Origin of the sequence: Paenibacillus sp. OSY-SE (assembly GCF_000283315.1) — a bacterium.
GTDB classification, from domain to species: Bacteria; Bacillota; Bacilli; order Paenibacillales; family Paenibacillaceae; genus Paenibacillus_B; species Paenibacillus_B profundus.
Map to the genome: position 1 here is coordinate 111005 of NZ_ALKF01000195.1, position 21863 is coordinate 132867.

17 protein-coding genes are annotated in these 21863 nt (G+C 51.7%); 12 read left to right on the forward strand and 5 right to left on the reverse strand.

All coding sequences use genetic code 11. The annotated features are described in order from the left end of the window. Window positions 1–322 precede the first annotated feature (322 nt). Window positions 323–1315 (forward strand): phosphotransferase family protein, encoded by a 993-nt coding sequence (locus A372_RS0122600; RefSeq protein WP_019423184.1) that lies wholly within the window; start codon window positions 323–325, stop codon window positions 1313–1315. Between the two features lie 121 nt (window positions 1316–1436). Here the strand turns inward: A372_RS0122600 and A372_RS0122605 are convergent, their stop codons facing one another. From A372_RS0122605 to A372_RS0122615, 3 genes are all read right to left on the reverse strand, one after another. After that, the gene (locus tag A372_RS0122605; protein WP_019423185.1) at window positions 1437–1865 is read right to left on the reverse strand and encodes a MarR family winged helix-turn-helix transcriptional regulator; all 429 of its coding nucleotides are present in this window, start codon (window positions 1863–1865) and stop codon (window positions 1437–1439) included. Between the two features lie 116 nt (window positions 1866–1981). Beyond that, entirely contained in the window at window positions 1982–4456 is a 2475-nt protein-coding gene (locus tag A372_RS0122610) for an ATP-binding cassette domain-containing protein (protein WP_019423186.1), read from the reverse strand. A 203-nt stretch (window positions 4457–4659) separates the two neighbouring features. Further along, entirely contained in the window at window positions 4660–5766 is a 1107-nt protein-coding gene (locus A372_RS0122615; RefSeq protein ID WP_019423187.1) for a nitric oxide synthase oxygenase, read from the reverse strand. Window positions 5767–5945: 179 nt separating this feature from the next. Between A372_RS0122615 and A372_RS0122620 the strand changes: the two genes are divergently transcribed. From A372_RS0122620 to A372_RS36605, 7 genes are all read left to right on the forward strand, one after another. Further along, entirely contained in the window at window positions 5946–6941 is a 996-nt protein-coding gene (locus A372_RS0122620; RefSeq protein ID WP_019423188.1) for a helix-turn-helix transcriptional regulator, read from the forward strand. Then, the gene (locus A372_RS0122625; RefSeq protein ID WP_019423189.1) at window positions 6938–7615 is read left to right on the forward strand and encodes an AlkZ-related protein; all 678 of its coding nucleotides are present in this window, start codon (window positions 6938–6940) and stop codon (window positions 7613–7615) included. Before A372_RS0122620 ends, A372_RS0122625 begins: the two co-directional genes overlap by 4 nt. Before the next feature lie 140 nt (window positions 7616–7755). Beyond that, complete coding sequence (locus A372_RS0122630) at window positions 7756–8646, forward strand: hypothetical protein (RefSeq protein WP_019423190.1); 891 nt, start codon at window positions 7756–7758, stop codon at window positions 8644–8646. Window positions 8647–9016: 370 nt separating this feature from the next. Continuing rightward, entirely contained in the window at window positions 9017–9928 is a 912-nt protein-coding gene (locus A372_RS35605; protein ID WP_237728585.1) for a helix-turn-helix transcriptional regulator, read from the forward strand. A gap of 77 nt (window positions 9929–10005) precedes the next feature. Then, entirely contained in the window at window positions 10006–11013 is a 1008-nt protein-coding gene (locus tag A372_RS34570; RefSeq protein WP_019423192.1) for a hypothetical protein, read from the forward strand. Between the two features lie 47 nt (window positions 11014–11060). After that, a complete protein-coding gene (locus A372_RS0122645; RefSeq protein ID WP_019423193.1) occupies window positions 11061–12041 on the forward strand; it encodes a hypothetical protein in 981 nt (326 codons plus the stop codon). Between the two features lie 57 nt (window positions 12042–12098). After that, on the forward strand, window positions 12099–12281 hold the full coding sequence (locus A372_RS36605) for a hypothetical protein (RefSeq protein WP_083858919.1): 183 nt from the start codon (window positions 12099–12101) through the stop codon (window positions 12279–12281). A gap of 203 nt (window positions 12282–12484) precedes the next feature. On the opposite strand, the gene A372_RS34575 is transcribed toward A372_RS36605, so the two are convergent. Both A372_RS34575 and A372_RS0122655 read right to left on the reverse strand, forming a co-directional pair. Next, window positions 12485–14731 carry a peptidase G2 autoproteolytic cleavage domain-containing protein gene (locus A372_RS34575; protein ID WP_019423194.1) on the reverse strand — a complete coding sequence of 749 codons (2247 nt, stop codon included), beginning with the start codon at window positions 14729–14731 and terminating at the stop codon, window positions 12485–12487. A 333-nt stretch (window positions 14732–15064) separates the two neighbouring features. Further along, the gene (locus tag A372_RS0122655) at window positions 15065–15682 is read right to left on the reverse strand and encodes a LysE/ArgO family amino acid transporter (RefSeq protein WP_019423195.1); all 618 of its coding nucleotides are present in this window, start codon (window positions 15680–15682) and stop codon (window positions 15065–15067) included. Between the two features lie 157 nt (window positions 15683–15839). Between A372_RS0122655 and A372_RS0122660 the strand changes: the two genes are divergently transcribed. The 4 genes from A372_RS0122660 to A372_RS0122675 all read left to right on the forward strand — a co-directional run bounded on the left by A372_RS0122660 (window position 15840) and on the right by A372_RS0122675 (window position 21802). Next, window positions 15840–17306, forward strand: a complete 1467-nt coding sequence (locus A372_RS0122660) for an aminotransferase-like domain-containing protein (RefSeq protein ID WP_019423196.1) — start codon at window positions 15840–15842, stop codon at window positions 17304–17306. A gap of 124 nt (window positions 17307–17430) precedes the next feature. After that, window positions 17431–17763, forward strand: coding sequence for a YbjQ family protein (locus tag A372_RS0122665; protein WP_019423197.1), 333 nt, complete (start codon window positions 17431–17433; stop codon window positions 17761–17763). Further along, entirely contained in the window at window positions 17760–17990 is a 231-nt protein-coding gene (locus tag A372_RS0122670; RefSeq protein ID WP_019423198.1) for a hypothetical protein, read from the forward strand. Before A372_RS0122665 ends, A372_RS0122670 begins: the two co-directional genes overlap by 4 nt. A gap of 347 nt (window positions 17991–18337) precedes the next feature. Beyond that, complete coding sequence (locus tag A372_RS0122675; protein WP_019423199.1) at window positions 18338–21802, forward strand: family 10 glycosylhydrolase; 3465 nt, start codon at window positions 18338–18340, stop codon at window positions 21800–21802. Window positions 21803–21863: the final 61 nt, after the last annotated feature.

Genomic DNA, 21863 nt, shown 5'->3' on the forward strand with positions numbered 1-21863 from the left:
ACCGAGTGATTGATCGGGTACAATGAACTGATGAAAGCTTGAATATATCAATGATCCCATTCAAGATTTCAGTTATGAAATTGCTCCGGAAGTCAATTATGGATATCATTCTGGAAGCCGTTCTGGATGTCAATCTGGCCTAATAGGAGCCGCCGCTTTTGTTTTGTTGCAATTGTCACCAAAAGTTCAAATTTAATTCGTTTTCATGCAACAATTGCTATCGACAGTTCGTGCATTCAGCTATATTCTAGGTTAGGCAAGTCTATGATAATTGTTAATGAATGACATACATGAATTCGATTACTTCGAGGAGTGATTCAGCATGAATGAGAATTCAAGGATTTTTAAAGCTGTGGATGAATATAGCCTGACCCGCATTATTCAACACGTATTTGACCGTGATACGGTCGTGGCGGAGGCGAAGCTGCGGGAAGGCGGACTGTTCAATACGACCTATCTCGTCACTACAAAGTGTCCTGACCAGAAGGTAATCATCCGCTTTGCTCCGTCCCGGCAAGAGCTGTTGTTCCAATTCGAGCGCGAAATGATGGCGAAGGAATCGTGGATTTACGAGCAGTTGCGCCGGGTCGGTATTCCCGTGCCGCGTATCCTGGCATTTGACGATTCGTATCGCATCATCCCGCGCAGCTACGTCGTACTAGAGTATGTGGCTGGCATTCCGCTTCACGAAGCGAAGATGTCGGATATGGATCGCAGCACGATCCAAGAACGCCTCGGGAAAGCTACAGCGGCTATGCACAGCATCACGGCGGACTATTACGGCTGGCCTCAGCCGGATCATCCTGAACGGGCGTATCGCACATGGTGGGACTTCATTGCAGCCTTCACCGATGAGATCGCGGAGAAGACGACTCGGTTCGAAGTGTTTGACGAGATGGTAATGCAAACGTATTACGACTTTTTCCGTGAACATAAGCATGTGTTCGAGTTGGCAGAAGCGCCGCGTTTTGTGCATAACGATCTGTGGGAACCAAATGTGTTGGTACGGGAAGAGAACGGTACATGGGACATCGCCGCTGTTATCGATGCGGACCGCGCGTTGTTCGGCGATCGGGAATACGAATTTGCGTTATGGGGCAACAACCCGCACTTTATGAGAGGTTATGGCCGTACGTTGGACGATTCGCATGAAGCGAACATCCGCCGGACTTCGTACATGTTCCTGCTGCAACTGATGAACGCCTATTTCCATAAGGTGCAGAACAACAATGAAGCGCAGTATCTTCATGAAAAAGCGCTCGCTGAAGCTACGTTCGAGCAGCTTCGGCATATGACTGAGCTAGCGCACGTATAAGAGCGAATTCAAAAATGTACTTACATCATTAACAAAAACAACAAGGGAAGCACCCGGCAAATGCATCGATAAGATGTGCATGTGCGCGGTATGCTTCCCTTGTTTGCTTGAAGGGGCCCATTTACTCCTTCGCCTCGGTGAGCGAACGGTTAATTTTTTGGCACAACGCCGTAAATTGCTCCAGTTCTTCCTCGTTCAACGTCAGCTTGATGCTGTCCATCACTTCATTCCGGGATGTCGCGGCCGCACGCAGAAAACCTCGGCCTTCTTCCGTTACCGCATGATGATAATATCTTCGGTCCGTTTCATCCCGCGTCTGCGATATCATGTTCTTGTCGATGAGCTTCTTCGTCAGCTTCGAGATGCCCGGAAGCGAGGCGTGAAATGCTTCCGCCAATTCACGGGCCGTCTTCGGCCCATGCTTGTCTAAGTAATCGATAATATTGAATTGAGCGGATGTGATGCCTTGAATATTGAATTTGTTATGATGTGATACCACCTTGCATTGAAAAGAAGTGAATTCCTTCTCGAAAGAGTTGAAGTCGTTCAATGGCAATGTTCCTTTCTGTCAACACGCAAGCATCCCCGGCTCATCATGGATGATCCTAGAGTAATCCGGAACAACCGAGAATTATTATTGGGGCATGCTTGATGTTCTATCGACGGCTATAAATAGCGCTTCAATATCGAACCCGAATGCGTTCGCAAGGTTTGCGGCGTACCTTCCGCAATGACTTCACCGCCTTCATTTCCACCCTTCGGTCCAAGCTCGATAATCCAATCAGCCTGGCGAATGAGCTGGAGATGATGCTCGATGACGATGACCGTATTTCCTTTGTCCACCAGACGGTCCAGCACGTTCATCAGCTTGCCTGTATCGCTGTCATGCAGGCCGATTGAAGGCTCATCCAAAATGTATAGCGTGTGATTTCGTCTCGTTCCAGCCAGCTCGGAAGCCAGCTTCACTCGTTGGGCTTCACCGCCGGAGAAGGTGTTGGCCGGTTGTCCGAGCGGTAAATAGCCCAAACCGATATCAACCAAGCAGTCCAATATTCGTACAATGTCTGGAATATCTTGAAAAAGTTCTTGCGCCTCCGCAATGCTCATGTCCAGCACGTCGGCAATATGCCGGCCGCGATACGTTATGCCTAAGATTGTCTCATTATATCGCTTGCCTTGGCAAGTGGGACATGTCAGATAACGGGCGGGCATGAAGTGCATTTGAAGCTTCAATTGGCCGGTTCCTTTGCACGCCTCGCATCGTCCTCCAGCCACGTTGAAGGAGAAGTCCGACGCCTTCAGTTTCATGCCTTCGCGCTTCGCCAGTTGCCGATAATGCTCGCGGATATGATCGAACACTTTTGTATAGGTCGCCGCGTTCGATCGTGCCATTTTGCCCATCGCATGCTGATCGACGACGATGGTATGCTGGATCTGATCCGATCCAGGCAGCGTATGCAGTCGATCGAGCAGTTCCTGCAGGATGAGCGTGGATTTCCCAGAGCCAGATACGCCGGTAATTGCCGTCAGCACGCCGATCGGAATGTCGACGGAGATCCGTTTCAAGTTATGCGTGCACGCTTCGGTGAGGGTAATGGCATGATTCCATCGGCGCACGTCTCGCTTCAAGGCGAGTCCGTCTTCACGCAGGCACTTGGCCGTTAACGACGCCGGATGCTGCAGCAGATCAGCAACCGCACCCTGGAATATAACTTGGCCGCCGTGTTCGCCAGCAGCCGGACCGATGTCCACAACGTAATCGGATTGCTTGATCACATCGAGATCGTGCTCGACCACGATAATCGTATTGCCTAAATCCCTCAGCTTTTTCATGGCGGCCACTAGCGAATCCGTGTCCTGCGGATGCAGTCCAGCTGTCGGCTCGTCCAACACGCACACCATGCCTGTCAAATTCGAGTTCAGCAGCGATGACAGTCTCATCCGCTGCGCTTCGCCACCGGACAAGGTGGCGAAGCCACGGTCTAGTGTCAAATACCCCAGACCTGTATCGACCAAGCTTTGCGCCCGATCCGTCAACTCCGCCAATATCGGCTGTACCGCTTCGACATAACGCGATTCCAGCGCGTGCGGCAGTTCGTTCAGCCACGCCAGTAGATCCCGAATCGATATACGCAGCAAATGGTGTATCGGCGTGCCATTCACTGTCACTTCCAAGCTGGACGGCTTCAACCGCGTGCCCTGACATGCCGGACAAGCGGCCGGGCGCAAAAATGAGGCGAACTCCTCGTCCGCATCCTCACCGGCTTCCTCGTAATAGCGCCGCATCAAGCTGTTGATGGCTCCTTCATACTTGCCTTCCTTCATATTAGATGGGGCGGGGGCATCGGGCCGAAGCGCTCGAATCCGCGGGTCGTCTGTTCCGTACTGCAGAAGATGGCGGACGATTTCGGGCAGCTCGCCGATCGGGCGTTTTAGATCTTCTTCACCGAAAGGCAAATTGTAATATTTAGCCGCTCTCACCAGCAGCGGACCGAAGTGCCAAATGAACCCTTTTTTCCATACTTGAATGCCGCCTTCTTGAATAGACAGATCCGGGCGGAGTATGGCATCGATAACCGGTTCGACCTGTTCACCCAAGCCCATGCAGGCCGGACAGGCGCCTTGTTCAGTATTAAATGAGAAATGGGCCATCGTAATGTTCTCGACAGGTGAGCCGCATGTTGGACATGGGTAGCATTCCAAGCCAGTTGCAGCATCTTCGGCAGGCGATCTCGGCGCCGAGCGAAGATCCGCATAGGCGATAGTGCCGTGACAGTTCGGGCAAGGCCGCTCGCCGATGGCCGTATACAGTAAACGGAGATACGTGTAAGCTTCGCTATACGTCCCGACTGTTGATCGCGGACTGTAGTTATGATGATGCTGATTCACGCTGATAATGGGTGAGAGCCCGAGTATATCATCGTAATCGGGCCGTTCTACATTGTCTGGAACCCTTCCGGTCGCGCGGATGAATTTGCGTTCGCCTTCCTGACAGAGGATGTTGAACATCAAGGTTGATTTCCCGGAGCCGGACACGCCGGTCACGACGGTTAATTGATTGCGGGGGAAGCGGACCTCGATATTTTTTAAATTGTGTTCTCTGGCACCTGTAATTATAATCCAGTCTTGATTGCCAGTCATAGCATTCACCTTCTTGAACATGATTTGAAATAGTTGAACAGGTTAACTATTATCTTGGGTAACTAATATACTGCTCGGAGGGATTTCTGTCAACTTTTACGTCAGGGAAAATACAAAGAGGCCTGCCCTGTATCAGCACAACTGCTTTAGGACAGGCCTATTCGATCGAGATGTTGAAAGAATCATACAAAATAAGCAGGAGCTTAGTCGTTCGCCGCATAAGGCGCCTGCTGGTAGTGAAAATTCGGGCTCATCTCGCCGTTGTCGTAGCTTCGGTGGAAGATTGGCGTCGCCGCCGGCGATAAAGGCGGAATCAACCAGGTCCAGTCGCCCGTTAGCGGACGGTCTGCCTGACGTTCCTGCTCTTCGAAGCGCATGAACTGTTGCGCGGCCGTATGATGATCGACGATGCTGACGCCAGCTTCCTTGAAGGAATGCAGCACGGCGACATTGAGCTCGACGAGCGCCTTGTCTTTCCATAGCGTCGTGTTCGAAACCGTCGACAGCCCCATGCGATCGGCCACGGCTGGCAGCATATGATAGCGCGTGTCATCCGCGAGATTGCGCGCGCCGATCTCTGTACCCATGTACCAGCCGTTGAAGGGTGCCGCGTTATAGGAGATGCCGCCGATGTCAAGACGCATGTCCGAAATGATCGGAACGGCGTACCATTTGAGTTCCAGCTCTTCGAACCACGCAAATTCCGGATGTGTCAATGACACTTCCATTACGCTGGCGGGAGGCAGCTCGTACCATTGTGGCGGATTATTCCCGGTCTGTACGACTAGCGGCAGCACGTCGAAGGGAGTTCCAGTCCCTTGCCAACCGAATGATTGGCACAGCTTCGTGAACGGCACAGAATGCGGATCCCCGACCACGCCTTGTTCTGTCACATACCCTGCGTAGCGAATGAGCTGATGATTCCAGATGCGAACTCGGTCACGGCCTTGTTCCGCAGCGGGAAAGACCGTTATCGTCGGCCGGATCCGACCCTCGTTCGTGGCGAACTCGATATGCCTTAGCAGAGCAGCATGGATGTCCTCCTCGGTCTCGGCATACCGGGCGTCGAACACATGCAGGGACGGCCAGAAGAGGCGGCCGATACAGCGGTTGCTGTTGCGCCAAGCCATCTTCGCCCCGTGCGCCAGCTCTTCCGCCGTGTGCGAATAAGTGCTCGTTGCTTCTATCTCACGGGCGACTTCTTGTAATCTGTCCGCGAGGCTGCTATCATCTATTCCCAACTCATGGTAGCATTGCCGTAAGAACTCCGATGCCGCTGTCCACAGCGTATGATTATATTGTATCGTCATGTGAATGATGTCCTCTCTCCGATTGCTGTCTTCTCAGATTAACATACGAACGATACCGCAGGTATGTCCGCTAACGAACTTTTTATGAACCCCCTGAATTGGTGACACACAAGATGTCACCAATCCCATGTTATAATCGACGTAAATGAATCGATGGATACAGATTGGGAGGACAACCAGTGAAGCGTGCAGATCGATTGATGGCTATCATCATGGCCTTGCAGCATCGCCCAGAGACCGCCCAATCGTTGGCGGATAAGTTCGAGGTGTCGAAGCGCACCATTCTGCGCGACATGGAGGCGCTATGTGAGATGGGGGTGCCCCTATATTCCTCTACCGGTCCGTCTGGGGGATTCCGGCTTATGGATGGGTATATGTTGCCCCCATTGCAATTCAATTCGATGGAAGCGCTCACGGTGCTGTTTGCGCTGCGAGGGATGACCCAATTGCCGGACTCGCCTTTTAATGAAGAACGGTGGACCGTGATGGACAAAATTAAGCACGTGCTGCCGCAGGAGACGAGGTCTCAAATCGCACCGTTATTGGAAAAAATGGAATTATCCGTGCCAAAACGGAAGTATCGCACACCATTTTTGTCCGCCCTCCTGGATTATGTCTCAGTATCAGCCTGGGTGCGTGCGTTCTATCGCTCGCAGAATCATCAGCGCTGGTTAACTTTGTTGCCGCAGCGTATTTATGCGGCCCACGGCTTCTGGTACTGCGAAGCGTATTCGACCGTGCACCGGGAGTCGAGATCGTTCCGCATCGACCGCTTCGAGAAGCTTATGCCGCTCGGGGACGAAGCAGAGTTGGCTGCAGCAATATTGTGCTACAAGCTATCGGAACGCGATACGCTTGATGGACGGGAGGCAGGTTCGAGCAGAAACGTGCCAGCGACGCTCCATATCCATGCCCGCTTGACGTATCGTGGCTTGCTTCAAGTCGAACAGGACGAACACATTGGGGAATGTGTGAGGGCGGTAGGTGAGGACATCTGGGAGGTGTCCTTTGATTGCCCGCAAGCGGAATGGGAATGGGCAGTCCGATTTTTCTATCAATTAGGGCTGGAAGCGGAAGTCCTGGAGCCGGCGGTGCTGAGAATGGAAATACGCCGAATTGCTGAACAGATGTGTAATCGATATGATGCTGAAGAAAAAGGAGGGAATGGCCATTGAAGGACATTATCGTACATACTTACGATGAGGCAGTAAAGGTGATGCAGGAAGTGGGCATATTGCCGCTGGCGAAATTAATACCGGACCATCCGTCGCTTAGTGGAATCACTAAGGAGGAGCAGTGGCACTCCGATACCGAGTTCGATCCTTGGCGGTGGAGAGTGCGCTTCCCAGGCGATGGGACAGCTGCATACGGGAAATTCCTGAAGAAGAAAGCCGTCTTCATTGCCCGCGACCTTGTTCCGCTCGTGTATGCGATCTTGGGCAGCGCTCGTTCCGGCCAGGAACGATACGAGGACGGGCTGCTGTCGAAGGCGGCATGTGAGCTGCTTGCCATCATTGATGCGCAGCAGGGGATCGAGACGAGGTCACTGCGCGCTGCGGCAGGGATGAAAGCTGTCGATAAGAAGAAGGAGTTCGATCAGGCTGTCATCGAGCTGCAGGGAACGATGGACATCGTCATCTCCGGCGTCAAGGCACGGAGAAATGAAGCAGGGGAAATTAATGGCTGGAATAGCACATCGTATGAGACGATGCCTCATTGGATGGAGCAGACGAGGATCGAAGCCGCTGCGATTCCGATAGCAGAAGCGAAGGAGCGGCTGCATGGACGCTTGTCCCAGAGCAGCAGCGCAGAGGCGATGGCGTATATGGGGAAAATATTCGGCTGGTAATGCATGAGTACAAAGCGGCTGAATACCTGACGTATTTAAGCGGAATGATGCGCACAGTTACATGGAAAGTCAAAAGGAAAGAGTACTTTTTAGAGCAAAACCAATTCAATTAATGACATTAACTATTAAGGAGGTTTAATATGAATAACGTTAATGAAGTGTTGGAGAACGCAAGACAGTTCATATACCACAATGCAAGACTGCTCGATCGGATGCGGTTCGAATATTTCTTTGGCCAAGGTACGAAGGAGAGTGTCTTGGCCGTCCTCCGTGCTTATCAGAACGTAGATGGAGGCTTCGGCAATGCGCTTGAGCCAGACATCCGCTGCCCTCACAGCCAGCCGGTGCCGACGGAAGTCGCGCTGACCATCCTGGATGAGATCGATGGATATAATCGCGAGATCGTTTCAGGGATTGCACGCTTTATGGAATCGGCCACCGTGGAGGAGACTGGCGGCATTCCACGCTCGTTCTGCAGTGTGAATGATTACCCCCATGCGCCGTGGTGGACGACGGAACGGGACGATGCGGCATCCATGAATCCGACTGGTCGGATGATAGGCTTTCTGTTGAAGCAGGATGCGGTCCCTTTTATTTCGCATGAGACGTGGTTTCGCAAGACAGAGCAGTTCGTATGGGAGCGGATTGAGAAGGTCGACACAAGTGATTTTCATGACGTCACTCAGTGCATTACCTTCCTGGAAAATCATCGAGATCGTGAACGGGCCGGCGCTTATTTGGCGAAGGTTGACGAATGGTTGTCCCATCCAGGCACGATTGAGCTCGATCCGCATGCCCAAGGTTATGTGCACAAAGTGCTCGATTGGGCACCGTCACGGGATAGCTATGCGGGACGGTTCATAGGTGAAGCGGATCTGGAACGGCATCTGACCGCGCTGCTGCAAGACCAGAGCGAAGATGGCGGGTGGCCGATCAGCTGGCCGGCCGTCAGCTCCGCATGCGAGCTGGAGTGGCGGGGATTTATTACCGTGGAGCGCTTAAAGACCCTGCGCTCGTATGGACGGCTCTAAACCGCGTGATGTGCTTTACAAATTCAGTACTTTTCGCGCCGAAATCGGAAAATACGACGCTGAACTGCAAAAATACACGCAACTATGTACATTTCCCTCGATTTGCGCGATTTCCGGGGAAATCAACTGCATCATTTCAGCACATCGAACCGTCCGACGGCATTTTGCTCACGAGAAGTGCGTCTGAAGTTGAGAACAAGTCGCGTTGAGTTAGGGTATGCGGTCTCACCGCATACCCATGTCGGCGCGTTTATCTGTATCATTTAAGTTGAATCAAACTATCTTTGCGTTCGAGCTAAGCCAAGTCGAAGTATATATCATTGGACATTCATAGAGAATATAGAAACGAGAGGGTACATATTTGAGCAACATGCACCGCATCTTATGGTTTGATCAGCAGGTCAGATCGATGAACTATCCGAATAGCAGAAAGCTCGCACAGCAATTCGAAATCTCGACGAGACAGGCAAACCGGGATATCGAGTATTTGATGAATTCGCTGGGAGCTCCTTTGTATTATTCGGCAAAAAGCCGCGGATACGAGTACGAGGATACGGCATATATTTTGCCCAGTCTGTATATTACTGAAGAGGAGAAGAAGGTTATCTCTTTTTTGGCTTACCGTTACGAGCAGCATCAATATGGCGACTTCGATGACGGTGTGAAAAATGAGAAGCTGCAAAAGCAGGTATCCCGATTATTCCGTCGTTTATCGAACACCGACAGTACGGAGCACTCCATTCCTTCCTTTGCAATCGAGTCAGCGATCGTTGACACTGCCTATACGTTTAGGCTGTCTTTGGCGCAGTCCCGCAAAGTGGCTATCGTATATAATCATGCGGAGCACGGGGAAATCAGAGGCACGATTCATCCGTATCAAATGTATTTTAAGTATTATGCTGACTATATATCGGCTTATTGTGAGGAAACGAGGCAAACGGAAATCTATCGTCTTGACCGGATGGTGGGCACACGAATGCTGCAGGAGCGCTTTGAAAAGATGCATCACGACGCGTTGAACGAACATATTGATGCCAGTCAAGTGCGCCCGTTTGTCGCCGTGTTGGAATGTTCTGGACAACTGAATGGCGAGGAGTGGGGCAGCTATAACGTCAAGCCTCTTGGAAACGGTCAATACGCAATTGAGTTTATACATATCGATCCCTTTATTGATCAACTTCTCTCTGTGCGGGGATGGACGGCGATCCACAAGCCAAAATGGTTAAATGAGAAAGTGAAGCGGCGGTTGATGCAATTATTGACTGATTTGGAGACGCAATGAAGTGGTACGACATTTTATGTCGTACCACTCTTTGTATAATCGGATTATCGCGATGAAAGATTAGGGGGCGGCCGCTCTTGAGTTGGAACAAGCTCGAAGGTATCGATTTTAAAAGAGAGAACAGAAGCTATATCGATGCGCTGCATGCAATATTGACTGCGGCGGGACGGTTTGCGGGCACGAAATCCATGCTGTCCGGCATGACTGGCATGGCATTCAAGTTTATCATTCATGAATATTTATCCGAAAGCTCGATGACGGCGTATGGGTATTGGGGCAAAGAGCACGGCGAAGCGGCCGAGCGGCTGGGCTGGGCGAATGTGTCGCCGGCAGGCTATATTAGGCACCCGACGTTCCCATTGGCCCGGAAGCAGGCCGAACGTTCTATTAAGTTGTCGATCGACCGTGGTCTGGGCGTGGTGTTCTGGCTGCCCGAATTCGCAGTCATCCACGGCTATGATGATGAGGATGAAGTGTATTTTTACCGAGACGGTTGGTCGCAGGACGAGCAAGTCATGCTATACGACAATTTCGGAGTTGCGGGAAATGGCACTCCGTTCTGGTTCTATCAACTGTTGTTGGATAAATGGGACAGGCCCGAAGCAGACATTTATAGGGAGTCACTGCGCGCAGCGGTATCGGAGTGGGAAACGCCGCATAAAACGGCACCCGATCAAGCGTTTGCCTCGGGCAGACCGGCATACGATTATCTTATTCAGGCATTGGAATCACGCCGATACAGTGCGAGCGGGGGAACGTATATCCTAAAGTCCTACGCTGGAATCAAGCGCGATATCGTCGCTTACCTGGAAGCTATCCAAGCCGAATTGGGCCTGACCGAAGCGGTGCTTCAAGCGTATCGGGAAGTAGACGCCGTATATCGGCATATTTGCCGCTTCATTCGTGCCGACGAGGGGACTGCTGCCCTCGATCAAGCATCGTTTCCTGCACTGTTGAAGAGTGTCCGCGAGGCGAAGGAGCTTGAGGAGAAGGCGGTTCATGAATTAAAAGCGTGTATTGGCTGCGAAGATAGGTTGCCGGGAGAACTTGATATTGCGCTCTGGGGTATTGCTTCCCCGAGATAGCAGCGTCTTATAGCAAGAGGTTCGCATGCGGGGGAGGAGAGAAGAAGGTGTCCGTCATCAAGCTGTCTCCGTTCAAGGTTGAACCAGAGACGAATACGTTCATCGATCAATTTCATGCTGTGCTGCACGCTGCCGGGCTGACCACGTATCCGAAATACGCGTTGGCATGCATGTCCGCGCTCGCGTTCCGCTTCAGCGTTCACCGGCAATTGTCTGCCGTGTCCATATTCGCCTATGATTGGTCTGCGCAGCATTACTTGGCTGCTGATTTCGTCGGCGCATACTCGAAGACGTATGCGGGCTATGCCGACCACCCGCTCGTGCCGATTTATCGTCAGCATGTGGTGAAGGAAGCGATGCATTCCATTGACCATGGGGTAGGCGTCGTCGTATGGCAGGATCAATTCATGTCCTTGTACGGGTATGACGATGACAACAGGCTGTTCTATGCGGTCGATTCGGCGGGGAAATCCAATCAATCCATTTCATTCGATACGCTGGGGCAAGGACAATCGCCGCTTAGTTTCTGTCAATTATTCGGTGCAGAACGCATTGCGTTCGATATTCGGGACTTGGTTAAGGAATCCTTTGTACAGGCAATTTATCAATGGGAACATCATGACACCGCACTATGTGCGGATCAATTCGCTTGCGGAGAACGCGCGTATGACGTCTTGATCGAGGCGTTTCGCGAAGGCGAGTTCGATTGGGACGGGGCTGCCCGGACGATTCGGATGTACGGTGTGTTCAAACGCTATATTGCACAGTATGTTCAGTCGATGCAGCCAGAAATGGCGGGATTGGAGCTTGTGGCAAGCTATTATGCGCAGGTATGCCGCAAGTATGAGGACATCAATCGGCTGCTCGAGTTATGTCTTGCCGACGAACCAACAACAATGCCGATCCGGCTGGAAATAGCCCGCTGTTTTCAGGAAGCCAAGGATGCAGAGCAGGCAGCCATATGCCAGATGAAGCAAGTCGTTCATGATGTAAGGCTTTCACGAGGTGTCACTCCGGAACGAAGATAGAAGATAGAAGATAGAAGATAGATAAACGAAATGAATAAAGAGGAGATATCGAACAAAATGGCAAAGACCAAACGAGGAAAAGTATTATGGAATATGCCGAGCCACGGCAGAGGGACTTGTCCCGTGTGCGGAAGCACTCGAATCAAGCTGCTGTATACGCAAACCAAATCGGACGGAACATCCATTCAAGTATGTAAAAAGTGTGTGAAAGCAAGTCAGGAAAGAGTAGACGATGCTTAGCGATAGTCTTATAGTCGATGCGAAGCGGATGGTAAGCTCTTAGAGCCGAAATCAGCGGGAACTAATTAATGTGTGCTCTGTTTTTTAACCATATCACATAGGGAAGGCCTTGATTCTATAAAGTTTAGAATCAGGGCCTTTTTTAGCAAGTTCACGCAGTGACTTGTAAGCAGTCTTATGTTTGGAAAATGATTCCTGATATTCTATCTGAACAAGACTAGAATCTGATTCGGTCCCGTCCGCTTCATTACCCGATATCCCTGCTCGGCAGAGGTGGCAATCCCTTCGTTGTCAGGCTTGCAATAACCGTTGACTTGGCAGGTGCCGTCATCGCGGACGAGCAGTTTCCCATTCAGACCGACGGCTGCCCACTCGGGCTTCTCGAGGCGGGATGCGCATTTCTGGCTTCGTACCCAATCCGGATTCAATATCGGTCTTGATTCTTTGCGTTCCGGTTCGATGACGCGTTCTTCCCTTGTAATAGAAGGAATGACGACATCGTGATATTGAATTCGATTCCACTCGTCATAGAGGAATTTGCTGCAACTTGTATCTGCCGCATCTCCCAGTATTCCATAATTGAAGCTGGTAATACCCAAGATATAATTATCACTGGTGTCAGCCTTTCGGATTTTATCGCCGTCGAGGGTTACAAAATATCCTACATCAATGGTCTGTCCATCTGTAGACTCGAACATTTCGGCATAACTGCAGGCTCCGGCAATAGGACTGAAGACGGAACCGGTAACGCTGCTGTCAAAATGGGCACTGCCATCGCCCGATATTTTCGCCACAATACCATTCGGATCGTATGGAATTGCTCCATTGGCCAAAAACCAGGCGTTTTCTTCGTTTGCGGCTCCATTTATCCCCATTATGTGAGTTCTCGCAAATTCGTTGGTAGTGGTGCTGTTGCCTTCCGCATGAGAGGAAGCTCCGCTTGCTACCGTGTTCGTATTCTGAGCGTGAGCATCAAGTCCACTTGCTACGGATTTATACCCCTCGACATGGGTATTTGTCCCGCTGGCCATGGTCTCTTCACCTTCTGCATGGGCATTTATACCAGTCTCCGTCGTTTGCGTTTGATATCCCTCGGCATGAGAGTAGGCTCCGTCTGCTATTGTTCTGCCTCCTTCGGCATGGGACGCTCCTCCGTAAGCTTTTGTATAATAACCTTCGGCGTGAGCGGACGTAAAGCTTGCGGCTGTATATAAACCTTCTGAATGGGAGCCATAGCCGCTCGCTACAGTGCCTATTCCTTCGGCATGGCTGGCTTGCCAATATGCTTCGGTCTGTATGCCCTCTGCATGACAAGATTCCCCGCTCGCCAGAGTTCCGAAACCTTCCGCGTGACAGCCAGAACCGAATGCACGGGTATTTTGTCCTTCCGTATGAGTGGCTAACCCCTCAGATACTGTGCTGAATCCCTCTGCATGAGAAAAAGTCCCAACTGCGAAGCATGTGTACCCTTCGGCATGTGCGGCTAGCCCGCTCGCTGAGGTGCCCTGCCCCTCGGCATGCGCGCTTTCCCCATCTGCCGAAGAAACTGTTCCTTCGGCATGAGAACTTTTCCCCCTCGCGTAAGTTACTTGTCCTTCCGCATGGGAATAATCGCCGCTTGCTTGCGTCAGGTTGCCTTCGGCATGTGAAGCTCTCCCGCTGGAAATCGTACTATCTCCTTCGGCATGGGCGCTAATGCCTGTCTCCGCGGCAGTCGTCTGATAACCTTCGGCGTGGGAATAGACTCCATATGCTTTTGTATGATAACCTTCGGCATGGGCGGCAGTAGCGTTTGCGGCTGTTTGTTCGCCTTCCGCATGAGCGCCTTGGCCAGCTGCAACTGTCTCAATGCCTTCGGCGTGAGAACCAACGCCCAGGGTAGCGGATGATATTCCTTCCGCGTGCGAGCCCTTACCGTTTGCTTCGGTCTGAATGCCTTCGGCGTGAGAGGCATTCCCTCTGGCAATCGTTTCTTCACCTTCGGCATGAGCATTCATGCCGTTCACAGTGGTCTGCGTTTTAAAGCCTTCAACGTGTGAATTTTCTCCTGCCGCCGTTGTTTGCGAGCCTTCCGCGTGAGAAGCATTGCCGCTCGCGTTCGTCTGAAATCCTTCCGCATGTGTCGCGAATCCATTTGCCGTTGTCATTGAACCCTCGGCATGAGACGCGTCGCCTCCAGCAATGGTATTTGCCCCTTCCGCATGAGACACGAACCCGCTTGCTGTCGTTGTTGAGCCCTCTGCATGAGAGGCGTCTCCGCTTGCCGTAGTTAGAGCTCCTTCGGCATGGGACACGAATCCTCGTGCCTTCGTTGTTGATCCTTCTGCATGAGAAGCGTCGCCAAAGGCGGTTGCGCTTGCTCCTTCCGCATGGGATGCAAATCCTTTTGCCGTCGTATTGGAACCTTCTGCATCGGAACAAGCTCCGCTCGGCTGTTGATTACATGACATAGGAGCTAACCTCCCAATATAAGAAATAATAATATCTACTATAAAATATGATAGATTCTTTCTCGCAGAAACGGCGAATCAAATAGTAAAACAACCCTTAATATGTTTCGGGTGTGCTTATCCTTCCATTTATACAAAGCATGTCATGTAACGAAGAGCTTGTTCCTGCACTTTCTTTCACCTTAGAAAATGGCAGCAGCGAAGCTCATGGAGCCCTTAGGCATCCGTTTAAGCTTCACTCAATCGCTGGTAACGGCATTTATTGTTGTGCGGCCACCCTTAATAATTATCGATATTAAATAAACGTTTAACTGCATAAAATAAATTGTTTTTTCATAAGGACATTATCATCGTTACGCCCATATACAAAGCGATGAGCCCGATCGTTAGCGCCGAGATTTTGTTCAATCCGCTCATCCACTTGCCGGAATGGTCCAACGTCCGGAGAAGCCGGCCAGCAATGGCTAACCCGATAAACCACAACCACGACACGCCAATCGTCGCCCCGATGAAGGCCCACTTGTCCGTCCCGGTGTATTGAAGTGAATTCGTGCCGATAACGCCGACAGTATCCAGCAGGGCGTGCGGGTTCAAGAGTGACACAGACAATGCGAAGAGTACCTGCCTTTTGACGGATAGCTGCCCATGTTCGCTCTGATCCGTGGCGACCTCAGCTTTCCACAGGCTCCATCCCATGTAGAGCAAAAAGATGAACCCGGCGACATAGAGCAGGCTTTTTAACCACGTCCATTGCAATATAAGCAGGGATACGCCGCCTACCGCCAACGAAATGAGCAGCGTATCACAGAGCGCGGCCGTTATGATGACCGGAACCACCTTGACGAAGCGCGGCTGAATCGCTCCTTGGTTGAAAATAAACACATTTTGAACACCTAACGGAAGAATTAACCCGAAGGCGAGCAATACACCGTGCACAAAAGCTTCTGTCATTCTAATTCCTCTTTCTCCATGCTGTACTGAATCAACGCGTTGTTCAGCATCAAGGATATATGATCTGCAGCGGATTGTCCCCAACCATTTGGTTGTATAGCAGCCCAACCAAACATTATAATTGGAAGACGATAAGGGTACGGGAGAGTGTTGCCTCGTGGATAAGATCGATTGGAAGCCAGATCCGTCTTCATCGATTCCGTTATACCAACAGATTGAAGGGTTCATGAAAGAAAAGATAACGAGCGGGGAATGGACGGTGGGCATGAAGCTGCCTTCTCAGCGTGCCTTGGCAGCGGCTTTTCAAGTGAATCGAAGCACACTGATTATGGCTTTGGAACACTTGACATCACAAGGATATATCGCAGGGAAAAGCGGGGGCGGAACGACAATCATTCATCACCAGCCGGAACGTCAGTGGGAGTCACCGCCGCCGCCGAATTGGAATGCATATGTGGAGGACGGTGTTCACTATCCGAATCTGCCGACGATCCAGACGATTAACCGAATGGAATTCGATCCGACGATGATTCGACTCGGGACGGGTGAATTGTCCCCAGAGCTGCTGCCGCAGGAACAGGTTCGACTGTTGTTTGCTGAACTGGCACGGCAACATGTGCCTCTCGGCTATGAAGAAGCGTTGGGCACCTATGCGCTTCGTTCGCAAGTGAGCGCCCATCTGCAGAGGGTAGGTATTTCCGCGCCGCCGTCCACTATTTTGATTGTGTCCGGCTCGTTGCAGGCTTTCCAGCTTATCTCTGCCGCTCTGTTGGAAAAAGGCTCGACAATGCTGCTTGAAAAGCCATCTTATTTATATTCGATTCACGCCTTTCAATCCGCGGGGATGAAGCTCATTGGCTTGCCGATGGACGAGTCCGGGCTGCAAGTGTCCCATGTCGAGCGGTTCAAACGGCAATATGACGCTTCGCTGCTCTATACGATTCCTACCTTTCATAATCCGACAGGGACGGTCATGAGCGATAAGAGAAGACGGGATCTGTTGGAGACGAGCCTACGCATCGGCTTGCCGATTCTCGAAGACGGCGCATACGAAGAGCTATGGTTCGGCCACGAAGCTCCGCCGCCACCGCTGCGCGCTCTGGACACGCAGGGGCAAGTATTGTACGTCGGCACGATGTCCAAGATTGTTAGTCCCGGCTTGCGTATCGGATGGGTCGTCGGACCACAGCCGGTTATCGAACGGTTGGCCGATATTAAAATGCAGACCGATTACGGCTCCAGCTCCTTGTCGCAGGCTGCCGCCGCGGAATGGTTCGGGGCGGGATGGCATGCGGAGCATTGCCGAACCATCCGCAGACAGTTGAAGGAGAGGCGCGATTGCATGCTGCAACTGCTAGACGCGCATTGGTCTAATCTCGCCACCTGGAGCACGCCGCAAGGCGGCTTCTACATTTGGGTCACGTTGCACGCCGACATTTCCATGGCTGCACTGTTCGAACATGCGCTCAAGCGGGGCATTCTCATTAATCCGGGCTATATTTATGATCGTTCAGCCAAGAAGCAACTGCGATTGTCATTTGCCTATGCCGGGCTCGATGAGATGGAACGGGCCATGATAGAGCTCTCCATATTGATACGCCACCTTCACTGTCTTTCCGTATGATGGGTTTCGCCGCATTTACGCAACAAAAATGTTGTCCTGATTGAACGAACCTAAGCGTTCATTCGTACTATGGATGATTTGATTTATGATATAGGGTAGAGAGATCGACGGAGGGGGAACGACAATGATCATCGTGACGACAGAACATGTGCCGCAGCATAACATCGTCGAAGTGAAAGGGACCGTATTCGGACTGACGGTACGGGCGCGCGGAATCGGCAAGGACATTGCTGCCGCTTTTAAAGGGCTGGTCGGAGGCGAGATTAAGCAGTACACGGAATTACTGGAGGATGCGCGCCGGCAGTCGCTCGATCGAATGGTTGCCAATGCGCAGGCGATGGGGGCTAACGCCATTATTATGATGAGGTTCGATTCCGGCGAAGTGGGCAGTAACATGAGCGAAATCGTGGCTTACGGCACAGCCGTCGTCGTGGAGAAAGAGAAGATGCCGCGATGATGAAGTTCATCCTCATCTATGGCGCGATTCAATTGATCGTCTTCGTCGGGCTGTTGATCGCATCCGCGAAAAAGGATAGGCGGCTTGACGACAGGCAGGGCACGGTGGTGCCTTCCGGCTTTATTTCTACTGGGGAAGTGTCGTATGACCCAACAACCGGAGATTTGATCACCGTATATTTCCATCCGCAGACGGGAAAGCGGTTCTACAAGCTGGGCAAGGAATAGGACGGTGAGCAGAGGGGATGGCCCAAGTTCCATTCCTTTCTGTGCTGTTCAACCTTTTATCCTAGTTAAACCTATTGAATGGAGAGGGGAAGTGTGTCTGGAATGAACAGTCAATAATGATTAATGGAACGAAAGGTCAATAATTTTCTTCGTACCCCGGAACAATCCTGCGCATTTTTCATTAAAATGTTGGTGGTATTCCGAATTCAACAAAAGGAATCATTTTTCGCTATGTACAGCAAATTTGAAATATTATAAACTTATATCTGCCACGAATGGTGAAATATTATTTCAGACCTCAAGAGACGACCTGCATAATTTCCTATTATGAAGGAGGGAATGATGTATTGTTTCCGACAAGGCACACCGCCCGTAAAATGATGGTCTCGATGTTGGCACTCCTCATGCTGTTCAGCACTTTTGCAAGCGCTTTCGCATTAACTTCCCCTGATGAAACCGAGACACCACCGTCCCAACCATGGATTATCGAACAACCTCAAGCAGACGCAATTGCATCTATCGGTACCCGCGCAGCATTGCTCGAAGATTTTGAGCAGATTCAGGACATCTCCGTGTCGTCCGTACGAGCGGTGCCGGGTTCCGTCACATTGGTACCGTCGTCACGCCCGCAGCCGGTCCGGCATGGTCTTCATTCCGCCAAGCTGTCGTATGACTTTACGGGCACGGAAGGCACCTCGGCTGCTTATATGAATTTCAAGGATGTTTCCGGCGCTGCCGGAAGGCCAATTGACGGTTATCCGAAGACAATTGGTATCTGGGTATATGGTGACGGCAACGACCATTGGCTGCGCGCACAGCTTCAGGATGCCAGCGGCGCCAAGCCGACAGTCGACTTCACCGCGAGTGGAGGGTTGAACTGGAACGGCTGGCGCTATATAACAGCTAACATCCCGTCCAATCTTACTGAACCGCTCAGGCTGAACCAGATCTATCTTGTGGAGACGAGCGACCGCAATAAAAATGGAGGTGCGCTTTACTTTGATGAACTGCGCGTGTTTTACGGTGATACGGATGTGTATGAGCTGACCCTGAATGGTTTGACGCCGATGCAAGTCGGTGAGACGAAGCGCGTCAATGTGCTGGCAACGTACAGCGGCAGCAAGGAACCCATCGATGTGACGAGTGACGCACAGCTTGCGAGCAGCGATCCCGCTGTCGCTCAAGTGAACTTGGACGGTTCAGTCACGGCGCTCAAGGAAGGCACAGCGCACATTACCGCTCGATATCGTCAAGCTTCCACAGCAGAATATGAACTGGCTGTGGGTGTTGAGGCGCCGGTTATCGATAAGCTTGATTTCTATGGCTTGCCGAATCTGCCTGTTGGCCAGACGAATCAGACCGAAGCGTTCGCTAATTATTACGGTGTACCGCAACCAGTGAAGATGCTGAATGGCGTGGTATACGACAGCAGCCAAGCGAACGTGGCCTCCATCGATGCGAATGGACTGGTTACCGCACTTCAGCAAGGCACGACCGTAGTGCGGGCCGTATATGGCTCTCTCTCGTCAGCGTATGAGCTGACCATCGAGCCCGCGCTGCCAAAATTACAGCGCATTGAACTGAGCGGCTTGCATTCGATGACGGTGGGAGACACGCTTCAAGGCAAGGTATTGGCGACCTATGAGAACCAGACCGAACCAATTGAAGTATCATCCGGCGTAGCCTATAAGAGCGGCAATACGCAAGTGGCCGTCATTGACGCGAACGGTTTCATTACCGCATTGAAAGTAGGGGTGAGCGTCATTACGGCAACGTATGAGGGAAAGTCAGCTGCTGTCACGCTTGTCGTGAATGCGGAGACTACAGCACCGAAACGCCAATTGCGAGCGGCGTGGATTGCCTCGGTCGAAAATATTGACTGGCCGAAGAAAGGCGTCGTCACTATAAGTGAACAGAAAAAAGATTATGTTAACTTAATTGGCGATTTGCAAGCAAGCGGCATGAACGCCGTCGTCATGCAAATCAAGCCAACCGCAGATGCGTTCTATCCTTCCGAGTATGCGCCATGGTCGGAGTGGCTAACCGGCGTGCAGGGGAAGGACCCGGGCTATGACCCGCTTGCCTTCATGATTGAAGAAACACACAAGCGTAACATGGAGTTCCACGCCTGGTTCAATCCATACCGCGTTAGCATGAAGGCAGACCCGAGCCGGCTGGTGGAGGATCACCCGGCACGGCTGCATCCGGATTGGGTCATAAGTTACGGCGGCAAGCTGTATTTCAATCCCGGCATCCCGGAGGCGAAGCAATTCGTCACGGACAACATCATGGAAGTTGTACGCAAGTATGATATCGATGCCGTCCATTTCGACGATTATTTCTATCCGTATAAAGTATCGGGCGTCGAATTTCCAGATGGTGAAGCATATCGGAAATACGGAGCGGGCTTCAGCGACATAGCGGACTGGCGCCGTGACAATGTGAATTCGTTCATTCGGCGACTTTCCTCCGAAATCAAGCAGGTGAAGCCATATGTGAAATTCGGCATCAGCCCGTTCGGCGTATGGCGCAACAAGTCGACGGATACGGCAGGTTCGGATACGGCGGCTGGCGTACAGACGTACGACGATCTGTTTGCGGATACCCGCTTATGGATACAGGAAGGCTGGATTGATTACATTGCGCCGCAGATTTATTGGAGCTTCGGCTTTACACCAGCTGCGTTCGAAAAGCTCGTCGATTGGTGGAGCAAAGAGGTGACAGGGACGCATACGCAGCTCTACATTGGCCACGCCGATTACAAAATTAATGCCAACGACGACCCGGTGTGGAAAAATCCGGACGAACTGCCGAATCAGCTGAAATATATACTGAATTACGATGCGGTAAAGGGCAGTATGCATTTTAGCGCGACAAGCGTACTGGACAATCCGCTCGGGCTGCGCGATCGGCTCATACAAGACAGCTACCGCTTCCAAGCGCTTGTTCCCGTGATGCCTTGGCTTGATGCGAAGGCTCCGGCAGCGCCGCGATGGACGGCCGCTCATGTGACGGATAGGGGAATTCATCTCGCATGGCAGGACAACAAGGACAGTGATGCGGGGTATTATGTGCTTTATCGGACGGTGGGCAGCTCGACTCCGAATGTGAACGATCCGAGTCAGATCATACTGACGCTGCGCAAGAGCGGCGGTCCGCTCCTGTTTACGGATACAAGCGCGGTGACAGGCGAGACATACACGTATGCCATGACGGCAGTCGATCGCCTTCATAATGAGAGTGTGCCGAGCGAGCCGATAATCGTATTGAATCAGGCTATCGTCAGTATTGAATTGAGCGGCGCAGCGGAGATGAAGGCAGGAGAACAGCAAAGCCTTCAAGTCATCGGCATCAACAGCAGCGGCAATCGCATTCCGTTGGCGGCCGGAGTGACGTTCACCTCCGATAACGAGCGGGTCACTCAAGTTGACGGAAGCAGCGGGATTGTGACGGCGAAGCAAGCGGGGAAGGCGGTAATTACGGCCCGCTACGGCCCGTTCCTGAAGGCATCGCTTGATATTGAGGTGGCTTCCAAGGTCAAGCAGCCGAGGCGCATCGAGATCGGGAAGCTGAAGCCGATGAAGGCGGGGAATTCGGCAACGCTGCAGATTACCGCTTACTACGCGGACGGCACGAAGAAAGGCGTCAACTCGGGCGTGCGATGGTACAGCACGGATTCGAAGGTGGCTGCGATCGACCGCGACAGCGGCAAGCTCCGTGCGATCGCGAAAGGAAAAGCGACGATCATCGCTGGATACGAGGGTAAGACGGCAACGGAACGGCTTGTCGTGACGCCTTTTGAACATAACTAGTCAGGTCTATATCCACTTGACTTCTTTATAGTTATTAAGACGCCGGTCATTCTGATGATCG

Bases quoted from the DNA above. Each gene is read 5' to 3' on its own strand.
- A372_RS0122600 (WP_019423184.1), top strand. From the start codon at position 323: ATGAATGAGAATTCAAGGATTTTTAAAGCTGTGGATGAATATAGCCTG.
- A372_RS35605 (WP_237728585.1), top strand. From the start codon at position 9,017: ATGCACCGCATCTTATGGTTTGATCAGCAGGTCAGATCGATGAACTAT.
- A372_RS0122610 (WP_019423186.1), bottom strand. From the start codon at position 4,456: ATGACTGGCAATCAAGACTGGATTATAATTACAGGTGCCAGAGAACAC.
- A372_RS36605 (WP_083858919.1), top strand. From the start codon at position 12,099: ATGGCAAAGACCAAACGAGGAAAAGTATTATGGAATATGCCGAGCCAC.
- A372_RS0122665 (WP_019423197.1), top strand. From the start codon at position 17,431: ATGATCATCGTGACGACAGAACATGTGCCGCAGCATAACATCGTCGAA.
- A372_RS34575 (WP_019423194.1), bottom strand. From the start codon at position 14,731: ATGTCATGTAATCAACAGCCGAGCGGAGCTTGTTCCGATGCAGAAGGT.
- A372_RS0122670 (WP_019423198.1), top strand. From the start codon at position 17,760: ATGATGAAGTTCATCCTCATCTATGGCGCGATTCAATTGATCGTCTTC.
- A372_RS0122655 (WP_019423195.1), bottom strand. From the start codon at position 15,682: ATGACAGAAGCTTTTGTGCACGGTGTATTGCTCGCCTTCGGGTTAATT.
- A372_RS0122615 (WP_019423187.1), bottom strand. From the start codon at position 5,766: ATGACGATACAATATAATCATACGCTGTGGACAGCGGCATCGGAGTTC.
- A372_RS0122630 (WP_019423190.1), top strand. From the start codon at position 7,756: ATGAATAACGTTAATGAAGTGTTGGAGAACGCAAGACAGTTCATATAC.